The organism is Clostridium boliviensis, from assembly GCF_033342255.1.
Lineage (GTDB): Bacteria > Bacillota > Clostridia > Lachnospirales > Lachnospiraceae > Lacrimispora > Lacrimispora boliviensis.
The window spans coordinates 174,242-192,559 of sequence record NZ_JAWONS010000290.1; the positions used below are offsets into that span (position 1 = coordinate 174,242).

An 18,318-nucleotide genomic window follows, 5' to 3' on the forward strand; every position below is an offset into this window, starting at 1 on the left:
CTTTCAATCCTGTTCTTTTTAATGGCATATTACGAATTGCCTGGTCCTGTAACACCTGGACCAATCTCCTCTGCCTCATGAGTCTCACCCTGATCTTTTGCCGGTACAGAGCTGCTCTCTGATTCTTCCGGCGTTTCCGGCACCGTTTCTTCCGGTTTTAAGGTAGTGTTTCTCTGAATTACTTCCGGCTTGCTTTTATAACTGCTGTTATGAAGAGGTTCTTCTTTTATTACAGTGCCTCCCTTTTCCAGTAACCGGTAGCTTTTATAATATCCGCCCAGGGTTCCTTTATCCACCACCTTTTCTGTTCCATAAGGCAGTGCTGTATTTTCCTCATAAGTGACTGGAAGGGGATCAGAATCCTTGACCTTTTCTGAACGAATGACCACCTTCACACCATCCTCCAGAACCGGAATACCAACAACAGAAATCTTTAATGTAGTTCCCTCTAAGGATGCCCTTAAAACAACGGAAGCGCTTCCGGTATTGACAAATTTCAGATCCGGACCGGCATAACCGTCAAAGCTGACCATGGCATCCTGTCCCTTTTCCACATAGGATGGGGCGAAGCTATGGGAATTGCGTTCCGTGGTTTTAAACCCGCCTTCAATAATGGCATGATACAGCGTGGTGGAAACCTGGCATACGCCGCCTCCTGGCTCCTCAATCAGTACGCCATTCCGATATGCGCCTGCCGGCCGGTATCCCTTCTCTTTGGTACGGTTTCCAGTGGTATTATTAAAGGAAAATTCCTCACCAGGCTTTAAGATCATGCCATTGATTGCCTGGACAGCAAGGCTGATATTCTGATTACGGTTCTTATTCGTGGTAGTCTTTGTGGTAAATGTTCCAATTACCTTATACTGCTCCTTTGCCTGTGCCTGGGTTCTCTCCGGCACCTGGGGTGTAAATTCTGCTGTTATCTCAGCCTGAAAGTTTTCAGCTTCTGCAGCATCCAAAAGCTGTGAGACCAGTTTCTCCTGGTTTAACACTCTTCCGTTCTGCTCTTTTGTATAACTGTATACCCCCGTTTTGGGATCAAAGGCTTCCACTTCTGAACTAACTCCGTCTTTGTTCCAGCGCTTTGCCAGGACTTCTGCCTGCTTTTCAAAAGCTTCTTTTATTAATGGATAATCAAGCTGGTAATCCTGAGGCCGGTCAGCTGGAGTTTCGCTCAGCTTTTCTAAGACCTCCTTCAACTGTCCGCTTATTACATCATCAATGACAACCGATTCTGTTCCGTCTGTGACTGTCATTCCCCACTGAAACCGTTCCTCTATGGTGTCTTTTGCTTCTTTCACGGTCAATCCGGATAGATTTGTCTTTCCCAGTCTGGCTGAAACCAGAGCTTTGTCCAAATCCTCATCTTTGTCTTTTGTTTCTGCGATGATCTCTTTGCTGTCAGAATCTTTGCTTTTTTTACTGTTTGCAAAACTATATAATATACCAATTGTTAACAGGGCGGCTAAAAGCAATGATCCATAAGCTATCTTTCTGTTTCTTCTCTGACGTATTCTTCTGGCCCTGTTTTTATCCATAATATCAGTTTCGTTCTCCTTTCATTGTCTGTTCAATAATGCTCTTCATAGTGTCTTCTGATAACTGCCCGCTTGCATAGCCGAATACATTGCCATCCCGGTCAATCATAAATGTGGTTGGATAGGAATAAATCCCATAAGCCGAGAATAACTCTGCGTCTGTATCCATAAGTACCGGATAAGTATAACCATTCTCATTTAAGAATTTTTTTATTCCCTCTTCATCCTTTTCATCCCCATCATTCGGAGCGGCTACTCCCAGAACAATCAGTGCATCGTCCCCTTCTGTATCGTAAGTTTCGTATAGTTTCTGAATATCCGGCATTTCTGCCCTGCATGGGGGACACCAGGTCGCCCAGAAATTTAAAAAGATGGTTTTCCCTTTATAATCAGATAGGGAATGTGTCTTGCCAAACTGATCAGTCAGAGTGAAATCAATTGCAGGAAGAAGGGAGTCTTCTCCGCTTTTGGCTTCCCCGCTCTCACCCTCATCTGATTGTGATTCAGCAGTTGTATCTTCTGCTGCCGTGGATTCTTTAGCCTCTTTTGTAACAGGCTCCTCTGTTGACGGTTCTGTCTCTTCTTCCTGTTTCTGAGACTCCTGGGTAAACGGAGATTTTACAGTAGAAAGATAGCCGGTGACAGAATTCATCTTCCCGGTAAACATAAGTAATCCCATAAGTACCATCAAAGCTCCGGCAACCTTGCCTGCATTTTGTGCAACATTGCGGTGTTTCTTAAAAAATTCAAGAACTGAAGTAGTAAAGAATCCTACCGCCAGGAACGGAAGTATAAATCCCAGTGTATATACTCCGATCAGCATAAATCCCAGTGTCTTGGTGGTAGCAGATGCAGCCATGATCAGTACACTTGCCAGTGCAGGTCCCACGCAGGGGGTCCATGCAAAACTGAAGGTAAATCCCATAAGGAGGGCTGTAAAAGGTGACATGGCAAGCTTATCAAAAGAAAATGACAGCCTCCGCTCTTTCCCTAGTAACGAGGAACTGCCTAAGAATCCCAACTGGTATAATCCAAACAAAATTACAAGAATTCCGCCCAGTCTGGCAAATAGAAGCTGATTGGATCTGAAAAAGCTTCCGAGAGCCGAGACACCGATTCCCAGCAGGAAAAAAGTAAAACTGATTCCAATTACAAAACAAACGGTATGAATCATTACTTTGCTGCGCTTATAATAGATCCGCCCATCCTCACCTGTTACACCGGTTCCTCCTGACAGATAACCAATATACAGAGGGATCAAGGGCAGTACACAGGGGGAAAAGAAACTTAAGATCCCCTGTAGAAATACGGTTAAAACCGGAACACTCATATCAATCGAAAATCCCAATAGTCTACCTCCTATAGTCGATACATTCGCCGCTCTGCTATTTGCAGTTAACGTAATATTTCTGTACTATTTTTGATTACAGTTTATAGTTGTAACTATATCATTCAGAGTAAAAAGTGTCAAGATAGTAATCCAGTATTTAACTGTGAAAAAAGCATAGATTCCTTCTGTCACATGGTTAATGCCTGCTTTCCGCATGCGGAACATCTTTTAAAGCAGCGGTCTAAATTAAAAGCTACTCTGGGCAGATATCCAAAATCTTCCAGAAGGGTAAACAGTGGGAAAAAGATCGCCATGGGAGGCAGCATAACCGATATTACCCATGCCAGAACCCGGTACACGCCATTAATCAAAGGTCCGGATACGAAAGCAGGAATTCCTGCTGCGTCTGCAGCAATGGTCAGTCGGTCCTCCACCGCAAACAGTACATTGCTTAACAGCTGAGACGGATAATTGGCACCTGTGATTGTCAGCCAGAAAATACCCAGGAGAACCAGGAACATAATTGGAAATCCGGTAGCCCTGCTGGTAAAGAGGCGGTCCAGTTTCCGGTCTCTCCCGTTATAAGTTTTATTTTCAAAAACCACCACCCCCTTACATAACTCCTCCGCTTTCCGAATGAACACAGCTGCCATATCATCACTGACCATTTCCTGACTGATTCCCTGTTCATTCCATTCGTTCCATATCTGGGTAAGGCTCTCTTCCACCTCCTTTGAGTCTGCCAGAGGCTTTAAATATTTTCTTACTGCACCCATGAGGTTTTCGTTGGCATCTAAGAGTCTGGCACAGAGCCAGCGCACCTTTGCTCTCCCATCTGAGGATTTTTCCACTGCAGGAGCAAGCCTTTTAATTGCGTCTTCAATATAGGAAGGATACTGTATGAGTACAGGTCTCTCATAACCGTTCTCTTGTTCTTCCATACAGCTCTTTAACCCCTGGTAAATCTGATTAAGCCCTTTTTTGCTTCTTGCGGTTGTTCCCAAGACTGGGGCATGAAGGCGCTCCCCCAAAAGATCCAGATTCAGGGAAATCCGTTTCTTCTTTGCCTCATCCATTAAATTGACACAGATTACCACACTGTCTGCCGCTTCCATGATCTGGAGCACAAGATTTAAATTTCGTTCCAGGCAGGTGGCGTCGCAAACTGTTACCACCGCATCTGGATTTTCAAAACAAATAAAATCTCTGGCCACCTCTTCCTCTGTTGAATGAGCCATAAGAGAATAGCATCCTGGAATATCTACCATCACATAGCCCTGGCTTCCGTCTTTGCACCAGCCCTGTGCATTGGCAACCGTTTTACCTGGCCAGTTTCCGGTGGGCTGATGTAGTTAACCCCTAAAACAACTGTTCTGTTGCAGGTATCAGGCTTTCATCCGGGATTTGAAAAACATGATTGTGATAGAAAATTGATCAAACTGTGAAAAGTTTGTGAATTTAATCTTAATTTTAATTAAATTCTAATTTCTTAATACAACTTAATTTTTTTTAAGAAATAAATAACAAAAATGCCATTGATTTTATTCAATTTCAGTGTTAAACTGAGTTCTGACTTCAGGGACATAGGACAACCGGAAGCCATACAACCAAAATACCTATGCAGTCTCAAGGAGGAAAATAATTATGAAGTTAACTACAAAGAAACTGTTACTGACGGGTGTTGCAGTATTGACAATGGCAGCCATTTCCGCTTGCGGAAATACCAAGAGTTCTGAAACAACTGCTGCCACGAAAGCAGAAGTGACAACCGAAGCAGCTACAAAACCGGCAGAAACAAAAAAAGAAGTAGAAGAAAGTTCCTTAGCAGAAACAAAAAAAGAAGAAACTAAAAAAGAAGAGACTAAAAAAGAAGAGACTTCAGTCGGAGAATCCAAAACTGACAACAAAGTAAAGGCTGATTCCCCAGCTGCTGCAAAAGACAGTAAACCGGCCGCTGCAGTTGAAACAAAGAAAAACTAATTAATAAGATACCTACATAGCACATCATAAGGCAGATCAGGTCATCTGATCTGCCATTCCAGTTTTCTTATCTTTCTTTTTATACTTTTCCCTCATACTTTTTAAAGTAATTTCCACCCCCTCTTTTTCCCCGATAATTCTTGCCAGAGCCTCAAATACCCGGACCGGATCCGCCTGATTCACAGTGATAATAGTATCCTGCACAACTCCCTGCCCCCTTTCTGGTAGAATGTATGTGCTACGGTTTGTACTTCTTTCCCTTAAGAGGTTTTAATTTCCAATTGCAGGGAGTAGATTATACCAGGAGATGATGCTATGAAGCGTACCCAGGAATCCGAGAAGCTGCTGCATGTTGCGGTCTATATCCGGGTGTCATCCGATGAACAGGCAGAGCGGGGAGATTCCATCCGGGATCAAAAAGAACGGGGCCTGAATTATATAGAAGAACATCATAATATGATATTGCATGATATTTATCTGGATGACGGTGTTTCCGGACAAAAAATCGACCGTGACGATTTTACAAGGCTGATGAATCATGTAAAAGAGGGACTTGTGGATCTTATTATTTTTACCAAGCTGGACCGGTGGTTTCGCAGCCTCCGCCATTATTTAAATACACAGGCAATTCTTGAAAAATATCATGCAGCATGGACGGCCATTGACCAGCCTTACTTTGACACCTCCACCCCTTACGGCCGTGCATTTGTGGCACAGTCTATGACCTTTGCAGAACTGGAGGCTCAAAACGGCGGTCTGCGTGTGGCTGACGTCTTCAGGACAAAGGTTGCTCACGGGGAAGTCATAACCGGCAAAGTCCCCAGAGGCTATCAGATCCAGGATAAGCATCTGGTCCTGTCAGAAGAAGCTCCTGCCATATACGACGCACTTATGTATTTTTTAAAACATCAATCTATGAACAGGGCTGTTGATTATTTAAAAGAAACATATGGTATTATCATGACGCTGCAGAATTTTAAACAGTCTCTCTTAAGAAACGATAAAATCACCGGACGATACAGAGGTAATGACTCTTACTGTCCCCGTCTGATTTCAGATGAAGACTTTTGTGAGATACAGCGTATTCTTGATCATAATATCAATATAAAATCCAGCCAGAAATACCCCTATATTTTCACAGGTCTTCTGGTCTGTGCTGAGTGTGGCCGCAAAATGGGAGGGTGTCAGATCAATACAGCATCAAAGCGAAAGGACGGCACTGTAATCCGTTATAAGTATCCGGCCTATGAATGCAAACAACACCGTGCTTATAAAACCTGTGACAATGGCGGACAAATCAGAGAAGTCCGGATAGAGGAATGCCTTTTAAAAAAACTCCGGGAACAATTGGGCTCTTACACTGCGGACTTTGAAACAAAAGGCAGAAAAACAGTTGATAACCGGATAAAAAAGAACCAGCTTCGCAGGAAAATCCGCCGGTTAAAAGATTTGTATTTAAATGATGCCCTCCTATTAGAAGAATACAAAGCAGACAGGGCAGAGCTAGAAGCTGAATTGGAGAGTCTCCCAGATATAGAACCGCCATCTGAGTATCCGGCTGCTTCCATACGCATGCACAATACAGATTTTGAAAGTATGTACCGTCACCTCGACAACCAGCAGAAGCGTCTCTTCTGGAGGGCGGTTATCAAGGAAATACGTTTAAGCGGGCGCACCGGCCTGCACCGGGAATATACTGTTGTTTTTTTGTGATATTTTTACCCCTAAATACAGCAGCCGGTGTGCTGGTTCATTCCTGTCAACTGGTTAAACACAGTACTTTTCCCAACATTGGGATTTCCGGCAAGAGCAATTACCAGGTCATTTTCCTCCCGTTTTTTTATCTCCAGACCACAGTCCACCGATTTGATTCCCATGGATTCTCTGCTTAGTCCCATATTTCTTCCTCCGCAGTGACACAGGCGGCAGCAATCCCCTCTCCATAAACGGGATCATAGGACTCCTGCCCATTATCCTGAATAAGAACTCTGCCGGAATCTTCATTTCGCAGAGCAATTACAGCACCTCTTATTAAAAATGCAGTTGGATCACCAAGAGGACTTTTACCCACACATTCCACTACAGTCCCCTCTATTAATCCCATATCCTGCAATCGTCTTCTCATATCATCACAAACGGTCAGTCTGGAAATGACTCCTTTCTGACCTCTTTTTAAGTCCGTCAAGCATATATGTCCCAACATCTTTTTAACCTCCGGAAAGTTTCCATATCCTAACATATGCATAAAATAAAAATGAGGTTCCATTCTTACGGTTCCCTTTACAGCCTGATGATTCATAGTTTCTTCCGTAAATGAATAGATATAAATAACCTTATGAAGCCAGGAGGAGTTGCTTATGCCTCAGACCGATAATTTTTATACATTGAAAGGATATTCTCTTTTGGAACACACAAAAATCACATCCTCAATGGAAGACTACCTGGAAATGATATACCGGTTGTCACAAGACAGCCAGCCGGTTCGAATAAAAGAACTGGCGGAGTGCCTTCATGTCAAGCCTTCCTCTGCTTCTAAAATGACCGGTAATTTAAAGAAACAAGGACTTGTACGCTTTGAAAAATATGGAACCGTGTCCCTGTCCAGTGACGGGAATCATCTGGGAGAATACCTCCTTTTCAGGCATCAGGTGCTCACCCGTTTTTTCAGTTACGTAAATCAGAAATCCAGCGATTTGGAGCAGGTAGAAAAGGTGGAGCATTTTATGAACCCGGAAACAGTGTATAATATTCAAAAATGGTTGGATAAATTTGCATAGTTATGCTTGTGCGATTTGACAATTCGTCGTATACTATAGCATAACACGAACATTTCTAAGGAGGAGAAACACATGGATAAGATTAAGATGACAACCCCCATAGTCGAAATGGATGGCGACGAGATGACCCGTATTCTCTGGCAGATGATTAAGGACAACCTTCTGCTGCCCTATATTGACTTAAAGACAGAATATTATGATCTGGGATTGGAATACCGGGATCAGACAGATGATAAAGTAACCACTGATTCTGCTTTTGCCACAAAAAAATATAAAGTTGCAGTTAAATGCGCGACCATTACTCCCAATGCTGCCCGTGTAAAGGAATACAGCTTAAAAGAGATGTGGAAGAGCCCTAACGGCACTATCCGCGCCATCCTCGATGGAACTGTCTTTCGGGCACCTATTGTTGTTAAAGGAATCGATCCATGTGTTGTTAACTGGAAAAAACCAATTACCATTGCCAGACATGCTTACGGAGATGTCTACAAAGGCTCCGAAATGAAGATTCCGGGTGCAGGCAAAGTTGAACTGGTCTATACCTCCGCTGACGGAACAGAGGTCCGGGAACTGGTTCATAATTTTGACAGTCCCGGAATCGTTCAGGGTATGCATAATATTAACAATTCCATTGAAAGCTTTGCAAGAAGCTGTTTTAATTATGCACTGGATACAAAACAGGATTTATGGTTTGCAACTAAGGATACCATTTCCAAAAAGTACGATCATACCTTTAAGGATATCTTCCAGGATATTTTTGATGCGGAGTATGAGAACCTCTTTAAGGAAGCTGGAATCGAATATTTCTACACATTAATCGATGATGCGGTAGCCAGAGTTATGAAGTCAGAAGGTGGTTATATCTGGGCATGCAAGAATTACGACGGAGATGTGATGAGTGATATGATTTCATCCGCATTCGGCTCTCTTGCCATGATGACTTCGGTTCTTGTATCACCTGATGGTGACTTTGAATATGAAGCGGCCCACGGAACGGTTCAGAGACATTATTACAAACACTTAAAGGGAGAGGAAACTTCTACTAACTCCGTTGCTACTATTTTCGCATGGACCGGCGCTTTGAGGAAACGGGGAGAGCTTGATGGCAATCAGGAACTGGCTGCATTTGCTGATAAGCTGGAAAAAGCTACCATCGATACCATCGAAGCTGGAGAGATGACAAAAGATCTTGCTCTTATCACTACAATAGAAAACCCCACTGTTTTAAACAGTGAGGAGTTTATTAAGGCGATTGCAACAAGACTTTAATTTGTTTCCATCTTTACCCCCCGCTCAATGAAAGGAACAACCACCCACAAGGTGGTTGGCCGATTATCAGATAGAAAATCCACCCGGGACCGTCCAAGTACAAGGGTGGTTTTTCTTATATATTGCTACTTACAAAACGTAAAAACGAATGTAAGTAATGCCAGAAGGAAAAGACCAAAGGTCATTAAATCCTTAAAGTCAAAACTTCATAAGCATCACCCCCATCCTAACAAAGAATGAGGTCACCACAACTCATATAAATACCGACATTTTTTTCAAAATCTCTGTTCAACCCATTATCAAAATGATATAATGTAAGTTATCATATGTACCACTGGTAATGGAAGGACCTATAAACATGAATCTACGACATCTAACAATCTTTAGAACAGTATGTGAGGAAGGAAGCATCACTGGAGCGGCAAAAGCACTGTCCATGACTCAGCCCGCCATCTCTCATGCTATCAATGAGCTGGAAGAATCCGTTGGATCTCCCCTGTTTGACCGTGTATCCCGCAGGGTGATGATCAACGATAACGGAAAATTTTATTTATCCAAAGTGATTCCTCTTCTTGAGTTGTATCAGGATCTGGAGAACTATTCCGGTTCTCTTCACTTACAGGCTCCTTTACGGGTGGGCTCCTGTGTGACTCTTGCCAGCTACTTGCTTCCCAACGCGGTTTCCCGATTCGCTCTGACAAATCCTGACATACAGCTGAAGGTTACGGTGGACAACTCCGGAGAAATTATCAGCAAGCTGTTAAGAAATGAGCTGGATCTGGCTTTGGTAGAAGGTGTCGTATCCGATGAACAACTGGAGAAAATCCCTTTCTCCTCCTATCCCATGGCAGTTATATGTTCACCAAACCACCCCTTTGCCAGCCGGACCGCACAGCCTGTGCCACTGGATAAACTGATCAAGGAACCACTGCTTTTAAGAGAAACCGGATGCACGATCAGAGATTCGTTCGACTGCGCGCTGGAACTAAACAACTTATCCGCTGAGCCCTTGTGGACAAGTACCAACTCCGACGTAATCCTGCAGGCAGCCAAAGAAAATATCGGTATTGGCGTTGTTCCAAGAATCTTTGCCGATGAATCAATACAAAAAGGGGAGGTTTTTGAAATAGAAGTAAAAGACATGGAGATCAGCTGCATGAACCATGTTGTATTTCATAAAGACAAATTTCAGACCGAATCCTTTCAGGCATTTATCAATCTGATCTTATTCGATTAATTCCCATTAAACGAACAAACGCCGCACAGCATCTCCATAAAAGGAAGCCTGTGCGGCGTTTGTTTATTTATTCTTTTCCAGCCAGAATGTGGTCAATACTTACAATTTTAACGCAGAGAGCAAATAACTCCATAGCCTGGTTTAAATCCGGCAGAGTCGGATAAGACGGTGCAATCCGGATATTGCTGTCATGAGGATCCTTGCCGTAAGGATAAGTAGCTCCGGCACCTGTCATAACAAGCCCAGCTTTTTTGCATTTTGCCACAATTGTTTTGGCACAGCCGTCCAGACAGTCAAAGGAAATAAAATATCCTCCCTTTGGACTGGTCCACTCTCCGATCTGAAGCCCGCCCAGCTCTTTTTCCAGAGTTTCGATAACTGCTTCAAATTTTGGTCTCATGATGTCTGCATGTTTTCTCATATGCTCCACCATTCCATGAATATCCCCAAAGAAACGTACATGACGAAGCTGATTTACCTTGTCATGACCGATGGTCTGGATCTTCAACTGCTTCATGATATCCGTTAAGTTATTCTCGCTGGCAGCTATGGCTGCGATACCGGAACCTGGGAAGCTTACCTTTGAGGTGGATGCAAATTTATAAACCATATCCGGATTACCGGCTCTCTTGCATTCTGCAAGGATTTCAATTAAATGATCCTGCTCGTTATCGTATAAATGATGAATGGTATAAGCGTTATCCCAATAGATACGGAAGTCGCTAGCTGCAGGTTTTAAACGGGCAAAGCGGCGCACTGTTTCATCGGAATAGGAAATTCCCTGAGGATTGGAATACTTAGGTACACACCAGATTCCCTTAATGGAATCATCAGATGCCACCAGCTGCTCTACCAGGTCCATATCCGGGCCGGTTGGAGTCATGGGAACGTTAACCATCTCAATTCCAAAGTATTCCGTTATGGAGAAGTGTCTGTCATATCCTGGTACCGGACAAAGGAATTTCACTTTATCAAGTTTACACCAAGGTGTGCTTCCCATCACACCCTGAGTCATGGAACGGGAAACGGTATCATACATTACATTTAAGCTGGAGTTACCGTAAATAATAATGTGATCCGGTGCAACCTCCATCATATCAGCAAGAAGTTCCTTTGCTTCCTTGATTCCGGCAAGAACACCATAATTACGGCAGTCCGTACCGTCATCACAGGTTAAATCATCGTTGCTGCTTAATACGTCCATCATTCCCATAGAAATATCCAGCTGCTCGGCACTTGGCTTTCCTCTGGACATATCCAGCTTTAAATCTCTGCCCTGAAACTCCTTATACTGTGCAGAAAGTTCCTTTCTAAGCTCCTGTAACTCTTCCTTTGTCATCTCAACATACGGCTTCATAGATTTCTTCCTCCTCATAAAGATTCCTCTAACCTAACAGTTCCTTCAGAATACGATTGACCGCTCCAGGATCAGCCTTTCCTTTCATGGAACGCATGGTCTGACCAACTAAAAAGCCCATGGCTTTCTCTTTTCCGTTCCGGTAATCCTCCACAGACTGGGGATTTGCAGCAAGAATTGCCTCAATGGCGGACTTAAGAGCACCCTCATCGCTTACTACTTTCAGTCCCTTTTCTTCTACATAACGCTCCGGATCTATATCATTTAAAAAAATCTGCTCAAACACTTCCTTGGCAACTGTGCGGTTAATGGTTCCATTATCCACCAAAATAATCAGTTTTGCAAGATTTTCCGCAGAAAATGTCATATTTTCCAGTTCAATCTCATGCTCTTTTAACAGTCTCATTCCTTCTACCATCAGCCAGTTTGCAGCTTCTTTTGGCTTCTGACAGATGGATGTAACCGCTTCAAATATATCAGCCAAATGTTTGGAACCGGTAATAATATCTGCATCGTATTCAGAAAGATTATATTCCTTCTGATACCTTGCCATCTTTTCCGTCCTCAGCTCCGGCTGTTTCTCCCTGATACTCTGTATCCATTCATCGCTTATGAAGATAGGAGGAAGATCAGGATCCGGGAAATAACGGTAATCCTTGGCATCCTCTTTGGAACGCATGGCATGGGAGGATTCCTTGTTGTCATCCCATCGTCTTGTCTCCTGAACCACTGCCTTTCCATCCTCAATCAGTTCGATCTGGCGCTTTCTTTCGCCTTCAATAGCACGTGCAATGGCTTTAAAGGAGTTTAAGTTCTTCATCTCTGTTCTGGTTCCGAACTGGGAGGCTCCTGCCTCTCTTACCGATAAGTTTACATCGGCTCTCATGGAACCTTCCTGCAGCTTGCAGTCAGAAGCGCCTAAATACTGAATGATTAAACGCAGCTTCTCTAAGTAAGCGATTACCTCATCCGCACTTCTCATATCTGGTTCGGAAACGATCTCAATCAGGGGAACTCCGCTCCGGTTAAAGTCAACTAAGGAACAGTCCTCCCATTCGTCGTGAATCAGCTTACCCGCATCCTCTTCCATATGAATCTCGTGAATTCCAACCTTCTTCTTTCCTGCGGCTGTATCAATTTCTACATATCCGTCGTGGCAGATTGGAAGATAAAGCTGTGAGATCTGATAGTTCTGTGGATTGTCAGGATAAAAATAATTTTTCCGGTCAAATTTACAATTCTGGTTAATCTGGCAGTTAGCGGCAAGACCAACTGCAAGGGCGTATTCCACCACCTGTTTGTTAAGAACCGGAAGAGAACCCGGCATACCGGTACAGACCGGACAGGTATGGGTGTTTGGAGCTCCGCCGAATTCCGTGGAACAGGAGCAGAAGATTTTTGTTTTTGTAGCAAGCTCAACATGAACTTCCAGACCAATTACTGTCTCATACTGTTTGCTCATTTACTTCTCCTCCTTTTCTTTCATAGCCTTAGCTGCCAGAGAAGGCATCTCAAAGGTTCTGCTTTGCTCCACTGCAAAACCAGCCCTTAAAATATTCTTTTCCTGGAAGCAGTCTGCAATCAGCTGAACACCAATGGGAAGCCCCTTCTGATCCGTTCCAAATGGAACGCAAAGACCGGGGAGTCCGGCTAAGTTCACAGAGATTGTATAGATATCACCAAGATACATCTTTAATGGATCGCTTAAGCTCTCGCCCAGTTTTGGGGCTGTGGTGGGTGCAGCAGGTCCTAATATTACATCATATTTGGAAAAAGCTACATCAAAAGCTTTCTTAATCAGCGCTTTTGTCTTTAAAGCTTTCAGATAATATGCATCATAATAACCGGAACTGAGTACAAAAGACCCTAACATAATCCGCCGTTTTACTTCCGGACCGAAGCCTTCAGAACGGCTCTTTTTGTACATACCGTGGAGTCCGGTATAATCCTTTGCCCGATAGCCGTATTTTACACCGTCAAAACGAGAAAGGTTGGAGCTGGCTTCTGCAGAAGCTATGACATAGTATGCAGGAATGGCGTATTCCACCATGCCAAGATCAAAGGTCTCCACTATGGCACCCTTTTCTTCCAGCACTTTTGCAGCTTTTTGTACTGCATCTTTTACTTCAGGTTCCAGACCTTCTCCCATGTAATCTGCAGGGATTCCCACCTTTAAACCAGTTACGTCACCGGTTAAATACCCGGTAAAATCATAATCCTCCCGCTGTACGGAAGTGCTGTCCATCTCATCATGGGTTGCCAGAATCTCAAGGATCGCAGCACAGTCAGTCACATCCTTTGCAACCGGACCGATTTGATCCAGGGAAGAACCATAAGCAATCAGACCATAGCGGGATATGGTGCCATATGTTGGCTTTAATCCAGTAACTCCGCAAAAAGAAGCCGGCTGTCTGATGGAACCGCCTGTATCAGATCCAAGAGCGAAAAAGCACTCTGCTGCTGCAACTGCCGCACAGGAACCGCCGGAAGAACCGCCTGGAACATGCTCCGGATTCCAGGGATTTCTGGTAACACCGAAAGCTGAGGTCTCCGTCGTACTGCCCATAGCGAATTCATCCATGTTGGTTTTTCCGATGACCACAACCCCCGCCTGTTTTAAATTCTCCACTGCCTTCGCATGATAGGCAGGTACAAAATCAGAAAGAATCTTAGAACTGCAGGTGGTTTTCATCCCTTTGATGCAGATATTATCCTTTACTGCTGCAGGAACACCTGCAAGAGGGCCAGTAAGCTCTCCGGAATCAATGCGCTTTTGAATCTCCTCTGCCTGTTTGAATGCACCTTCTTCATCAATGGTTACATAGCTGTTAATCTCCGGTTCCATGGCCTTAATCTGGCCTAAAACCGCTTTTACAGCCTCCATAGAGGTAACCTCTCCGTCTTTTATTTTTTTCCCCAGCTGTACCGCTGTGAGGGATAATATTTCACTTGCTGTCATTTCATTTCCCCCTATTCCACTGTCTTCGGCACTTTGAACGCTCCATCTTTGCTTTCCGGTGCGTTCTTTAAAATCTGGTCTCTATCATCTCCATTTTTCACAACGTCTTCCCGGAAAACATTGTAGATTGGAAATACATGCGACACAGGTTTTACACCTTCCGTGTCCAATTCGTTTAATTTATCAATATAATCAAGCATCCGGCCCATATCTTTTTTTGCTGCTTCCTTTTCTTCTTCGTTCAGCTCCAGCTTTGCAAGAATACCTACATACTCGATTGTCTCATCATCAATGATGTGTGCCATTTCTTTTTGTCTCCTTTCTGCCTTCTGTTATGGTTCCAGTCTTGTGACATCTCTTGGAAACAGGGTGGTCTCTCTGACATTTGATTCGTCAAGAAGACGCATGGTCAGACGTTCCAGACCGATTCCCAGACCACCGTGAGGAGGCATTCCATACTTAAATATCATTAAATAGGAAGAAATGTCTTCCGGATTCATTCCCCTGTCCTCCATCTTCTTTATGATGGTATCATAATCATGGATTCTCTGTCCTCCGGTTGTGATCTCAAGCCCCTTAAAGAGTAAGTCAAAACTTAAGGTGAATTTGGGATCTGCCGGATCATCCAGGGCGTAGAACGGACGCTTTTTGGAAGGATAATGAGTGACAAATACGAAATCACTGCCATACTCTTCCTTAAAGTAACGGCCGATTAAAACTTCCTCTTCCGGTTCCAGATCATAGGGATTTTTAATCTTTCTGTTATATTTTTCAGATACCAGTTCTTTGGCCTTGTCAAAACGGACCTGGGGAATGTTTGTTACATCAGGTAAGCTGATCTTTAGCATGGCAAGTTCCTGTGCATATTCCTCACAAAGCAGCTCAAAAACATATTGAAGCATAGCTGTTTCCATTTCCATGATTTCCTCAAAGCTGTCAATGTAACCCATTTCAAAGTCCATACTTGTATATTCATTCAAATGTCTGGTAGTATTGTGTTTCTCAGCGCGGAAAACGGGAGCAACCTCAAATACCCGGTCATAGACACCTACCATGGTCTGTTTATAGAACTGCGGACTCTGTCCCAGTTCCGCTTTTTTATTAAAATAATCCAGTTTAAATACGTTAGATCCGCCTTCAGCGCCGCGGGCCACAATCTTTGGTGTACGGATTTCGGTAAAATTCTGAGAATGAAGAAAATCCCGGAAGCCTCTTACAATTCCTTCCTGTATACGGAACTTTGCACGCTCCATGGGATTGCGTAAGGTGATTGGACGCAGACCCAGCTTCGTCTCCAGAGAGGTATTTAGCTTCCATTTGCTGATGGCGATTGGCAGCACCTCTGCCGGCTCTGACAGCACGGTTATTTTCTGAAGCCGGATTTCAAATCCATGAGGAGCCCGCTCTTCTTTGCTTGTTACTCCGGTAACGCGGATCGCCGACTCTTCCTTTAACTGGCTTAAATCAAACGCTGTCTTTCCCTCTTCAAACACGCACTGCACCAGTCCTTCCGCTTTACGCAGAATGATAAAAGCCACATCACCCATATCACGAATGGTATGGACACTTCCTTCCATACTTACGGTCTTTCCTTCATAATCTCCAGCTTTTATTTCCTGGATTCCCATTGTTTCTTTCTGTTTCACACCACTGATAAATTCCATAATTGCTATCTCCTTACCTAAATGTAATTGCTTTGATTCCGGAGAAATATTTTATAGCAATAAAATATCCCGTCCCGGAATACAGTTACATATTCCGGGACGGGATTACTATGGCATAAGCTCCCGCGGTACCACCCGCATTGAGATAAGATATCTCCACTCAAACATTTAACGCATGTATACGGATAAACCTACTCATGACACCGGTACAGACCATTCCATACCAGCCGCTTCGATTTACCGGCTCCGGAGTGTTCCCATAGCCAAGTCTCTCGTGAAAGCGCTCTCAGTCGGTGACGCAATCTTCCTGTCCGGATCCATAGGCCAGAGTCTCCTTCTCTGCCTTTTTAAGTATTGATTTCATTCTGTAGCTTCATCCTGCCCTGTTTTTAACTTTTTTAAACAATTCAACACTTCACTACAATGAATTTCACTTATAATATCACAATATTTTTCGAGTTGCAATGTTTTTTTATAATTTATTTCCCGGTCATAGCTTTTAAATTCTTTTTCTTTAATCTGAAAAATGTTAAAACAGCCCCAATATTGATGCTTCCTGCAACTCCCAGCTTTCCAAAAATCAAAACAGTTCCTGATATTACGATTAGATAACTTGTAGCCACGAACTGGATACTTGCTGTGGTGACTCCTAAAGAATCAGCCATACGGGGCAGAGCCACATTGACGATGCTGCTGTCTAACGTTGACATAAAGGTCGATAATACAACAATAATTAATACCGACCATTTACTATGTTTTCTCACTTTTTCCATGTAAATCCCTTTCTTATGTGTTAAGTTCAAGCGCTTTATTAAGAATTTTAACCAATAAAGATAATGTGATTTCTTTTTCCTCTTCCGTCAAATCCTCCGTAATAAGTTCTGTTAATTTATTTATTTCCTCTCTGATTTCAGGAAGAATATGCCTTGCTTTATCAGTCAGAAACAGCTTATATGCCCTGCTGTCCAGCTGATCCTCAATTCTTACTACATAACCAAGCTCTGTCAGCCTACTGATGGTTCTTGCCGACATTGCTTTATCGTTACCAATTAATTCGCTGATCCGGCTCTGGCATAAGCCCTCATTTTTTTCCATTATAAATAAATAGCGGAAGGATCCGCTGCTTAAATCATATTTTTTTAATGCTTTGTCTAAGTAACTCTGAATATTTCTATATATTTTACTGTTAAGCATCAATAAATTTACGGGTTCATTCCCCATATTTTCACCGCCTTTCTGATTCAATCTTTTATATTATCAAGATTTGGTTGATTAGTCAACTAATAATTAAAAAGAAAAGACAAGTATCGTTGATACAAGTTTTTTCCCTAATCTGAATATGTATTCACGAAAAAAATTAAATCTGGTTGATTAACTAAGTAAATTTCTTCTTGACATAATTACTTCCAACCGTTAGAATAGGCAAAAGATGAGGGAGTAGTCAGCACCTGTCCGGGTCATGTAAGGTGCCTGCAAAGTCAACATACTGACAGAATTTTCTGTCTGGCTTTGCTAATTTGCTTTCAACGCAAAAAGATGAGACTTATCTGTGTGTATTTTTCGTACACACAGATAAGTCTCTTTTATTATCTCCCAACTCTCAACATATAGTTAAAAAGCACATACACAGGAGGAATATCACATGTCATTACTTGAGTTGTTCATCATTGCGGTGGGGCTGTCTATGGATGCGTTTGCCGTTTCCATCTGCAAAGGTCTTTGCATGCCCCGGATGAACTGGCGAAATGCAGTAATTGCCGGATTATACTTCGGAGGTTTCCAGGCGGGAATGCCGGTCATCGGTTATCTGCTGGGGTCCCAGTTCAAGGAAGCCATTACCTCCTACGATCACTGGATTGCCTTTGTCCTTCTGGGAATTATAGGCATAAATATGATCAAGGAATCGTTTGACAAAGAGGAAGTGGAATGCACAGACTGTTCTCTGGATCCTAAGAATATGTTTATGCTTGCCATTGCAACCAGCATCGACGCACTGGCTGTCGGTGTAACCTTCGCATTTTTAAAGGTTCAGATCATTCCTGCGGTTTCATTTATCGGAGTTACCACTTTTACTCTCTCTGTTGCCGGAATAAAGGTGGGAAATGTTTTCGGAACGCGTTTTAAATCAAAGGCAGAATTCGCCGGCGGAGTCATTCTCATACTGATGGGAATCAAAATTCTGCTCCAGCACCTCTTTGGAATGTAAC

General features: G+C 43.1%; 17 protein-coding genes and 3 pseudogenes. 6 read left to right on the top strand and 14 right to left on the bottom strand.

The window, feature by feature from the left end; genetic code table 11:
- Nucleotides 1–29 precede the first annotated feature (29 nt).
- The 4 genes and pseudogenes from RZO55_RS21205 to RZO55_RS21220 all read right to left on the bottom strand — a co-directional run.
- Nucleotides 30–1,538, bottom strand: coding sequence for a VanW family protein (locus RZO55_RS21205; RefSeq protein ID WP_318066262.1), 1,509 nt, complete (start codon nt 1,536–1,538; stop codon nt 30–32).
- 4 nt (nt 1,539–1,542) lie between these two features.
- Nucleotides 1,543–2,886 carry a redoxin family protein gene (locus RZO55_RS21210; RefSeq protein ID WP_318066263.1) on the bottom strand — a complete coding sequence of 448 codons (1,344 nt, stop codon included), beginning with the start codon at nt 2,884–2,886 and terminating at the stop codon, nt 1,543–1,545.
- A gap of 170 nt (nt 2,887–3,056) precedes the next feature.
- On the bottom strand, nt 3,057–3,809 hold the full coding sequence (locus RZO55_RS21215) for a hypothetical protein (protein ID WP_318066322.1): 753 nt from the start codon (nt 3,807–3,809) through the stop codon (nt 3,057–3,059).
- A 27-nt stretch (nt 3,810–3,836) separates the two neighbouring features.
- A pseudogene (locus tag RZO55_RS21220) lies at nt 3,837–4,205 on the bottom strand (FeoB small GTPase domain-containing protein); the annotation flags it as partial.
- A gap of 307 nt (nt 4,206–4,512) precedes the next feature.
- Between RZO55_RS21220 and RZO55_RS21225 the strand changes: the two are divergent.
- Nucleotides 4,513–4,848, top strand: a complete 336-nt coding sequence (locus tag RZO55_RS21225; protein ID WP_318066264.1) for a hypothetical protein — start codon at nt 4,513–4,515, stop codon at nt 4,846–4,848.
- Nucleotides 4,849–4,884: 36 nt separating this feature from the next.
- Here RZO55_RS21225 and RZO55_RS21230 read toward each other — a convergent pair whose 3' ends face one another.
- Nucleotides 4,885–5,052 (bottom strand): hypothetical protein, encoded by a 168-nt coding sequence (locus RZO55_RS21230; RefSeq protein ID WP_318066265.1) that lies wholly within the window; start codon nt 5,050–5,052, stop codon nt 4,885–4,887.
- A gap of 111 nt (nt 5,053–5,163) precedes the next feature.
- Here RZO55_RS21230 and RZO55_RS21235 point away from each other — a divergent pair, with 111 nt between their 5' ends.
- Nucleotides 5,164–6,561 carry a recombinase family protein gene (locus tag RZO55_RS21235; RefSeq protein WP_318066266.1) on the top strand — a complete coding sequence of 466 codons (1,398 nt, stop codon included), beginning with the start codon at nt 5,164–5,166 and terminating at the stop codon, nt 6,559–6,561.
- Between the two features lie 23 nt (nt 6,562–6,584).
- On the opposite strand, the pseudogene RZO55_RS21240 reads toward RZO55_RS21235, so the two are convergent.
- Both RZO55_RS21240 and RZO55_RS21245 read right to left on the bottom strand, forming a co-directional pair.
- Nucleotides 6,585–6,746 (bottom strand): annotated as a pseudogene (locus RZO55_RS21240) (FeoB small GTPase domain-containing protein); the annotation flags it as partial.
- The gene (locus RZO55_RS21245; protein ID WP_318066268.1) at nt 6,737–7,147 is read right to left on the bottom strand and encodes a FeoA family protein; all 411 of its coding nucleotides are present in this window, start codon (nt 7,145–7,147) and stop codon (nt 6,737–6,739) included. The gene RZO55_RS21245 and the pseudogene RZO55_RS21240, both read right to left, overlap by 10 nt.
- 58 nt (nt 7,148–7,205) lie before the next feature.
- On the opposite strand from RZO55_RS21245, the gene RZO55_RS21250 reads away from it, so the two are divergent.
- From RZO55_RS21250 to RZO55_RS21260, 3 genes are all read left to right on the top strand, one after another.
- A complete protein-coding gene (locus RZO55_RS21250; RefSeq protein ID WP_318066269.1) occupies nt 7,206–7,625 on the top strand; it encodes a metal-dependent transcriptional regulator in 420 nt (139 codons plus the stop codon).
- 72 nt (nt 7,626–7,697) lie between these two features.
- The gene (locus RZO55_RS21255) at nt 7,698–8,894 is read left to right on the top strand and encodes an NADP-dependent isocitrate dehydrogenase (protein ID WP_318066270.1); all 1,197 of its coding nucleotides are present in this window, start codon (nt 7,698–7,700) and stop codon (nt 8,892–8,894) included.
- Nucleotides 8,895–9,252: 358 nt separating this feature from the next.
- Nucleotides 9,253–10,131, top strand: a complete 879-nt coding sequence (locus tag RZO55_RS21260) for a LysR family transcriptional regulator (RefSeq protein ID WP_318066271.1) — start codon at nt 9,253–9,255, stop codon at nt 10,129–10,131.
- Nucleotides 10,132–10,198: 67 nt separating this feature from the next.
- Here RZO55_RS21260 and RZO55_RS21265 read toward each other — a convergent pair whose 3' ends face one another.
- The 7 genes and pseudogenes from RZO55_RS21265 to RZO55_RS21295 form a co-directional block, all read right to left on the bottom strand.
- Nucleotides 10,199–11,488 (bottom strand): aspartate aminotransferase type Ic, encoded by a 1,290-nt coding sequence (locus RZO55_RS21265; protein WP_318066272.1) that lies wholly within the window; start codon nt 11,486–11,488, stop codon nt 10,199–10,201.
- A gap of 28 nt (nt 11,489–11,516) precedes the next feature.
- The gene (gene gatB / locus RZO55_RS21270) at nt 11,517–12,950 is read right to left on the bottom strand and encodes an Asp-tRNA(Asn)/Glu-tRNA(Gln) amidotransferase subunit GatB (protein WP_318066273.1); all 1,434 of its coding nucleotides are present in this window, start codon (nt 12,948–12,950) and stop codon (nt 11,517–11,519) included.
- Complete coding sequence (gene gatA / locus RZO55_RS21275; protein ID WP_318066274.1) at nt 12,951–14,447, bottom strand: Asp-tRNA(Asn)/Glu-tRNA(Gln) amidotransferase subunit GatA; 1,497 nt, start codon at nt 14,445–14,447, stop codon at nt 12,951–12,953.
- An 11-nt stretch (nt 14,448–14,458) separates the two neighbouring features.
- Nucleotides 14,459–14,752 carry an Asp-tRNA(Asn)/Glu-tRNA(Gln) amidotransferase subunit GatC gene (gene gatC, locus RZO55_RS21280; protein WP_318066275.1) on the bottom strand — a complete coding sequence of 98 codons (294 nt, stop codon included), beginning with the start codon at nt 14,750–14,752 and terminating at the stop codon, nt 14,459–14,461.
- A 27-nt stretch (nt 14,753–14,779) separates the two neighbouring features.
- Nucleotides 14,780–16,111: an aspartate--tRNA(Asn) ligase gene (aspS, locus tag RZO55_RS21285; RefSeq protein WP_318066276.1), complete on the bottom strand. Its 1,332-nt coding sequence runs from the start codon at nt 16,109–16,111 to the stop codon at nt 14,780–14,782.
- Between the two features lie 563 nt (nt 16,112–16,674).
- Nucleotides 16,675–16,884, bottom strand: a pseudogene (locus tag RZO55_RS21290) (MFS transporter); the annotation flags it as partial.
- 13 nt (nt 16,885–16,897) lie between these two features.
- Nucleotides 16,898–17,332, bottom strand: coding sequence for a MarR family winged helix-turn-helix transcriptional regulator (locus RZO55_RS21295; protein WP_318066277.1), 435 nt, complete (start codon nt 17,330–17,332; stop codon nt 16,898–16,900).
- Nucleotides 17,333–17,753: 421 nt separating this feature from the next.
- On the opposite strand from RZO55_RS21295, the gene RZO55_RS21300 reads away from it, so the two are divergent.
- Nucleotides 17,754–18,317, top strand: coding sequence for a manganese efflux pump MntP (locus RZO55_RS21300; protein WP_318066278.1), 564 nt, complete (start codon nt 17,754–17,756; stop codon nt 18,315–18,317).
- Nucleotide 18,318 lies beyond the last annotated feature (1 nt).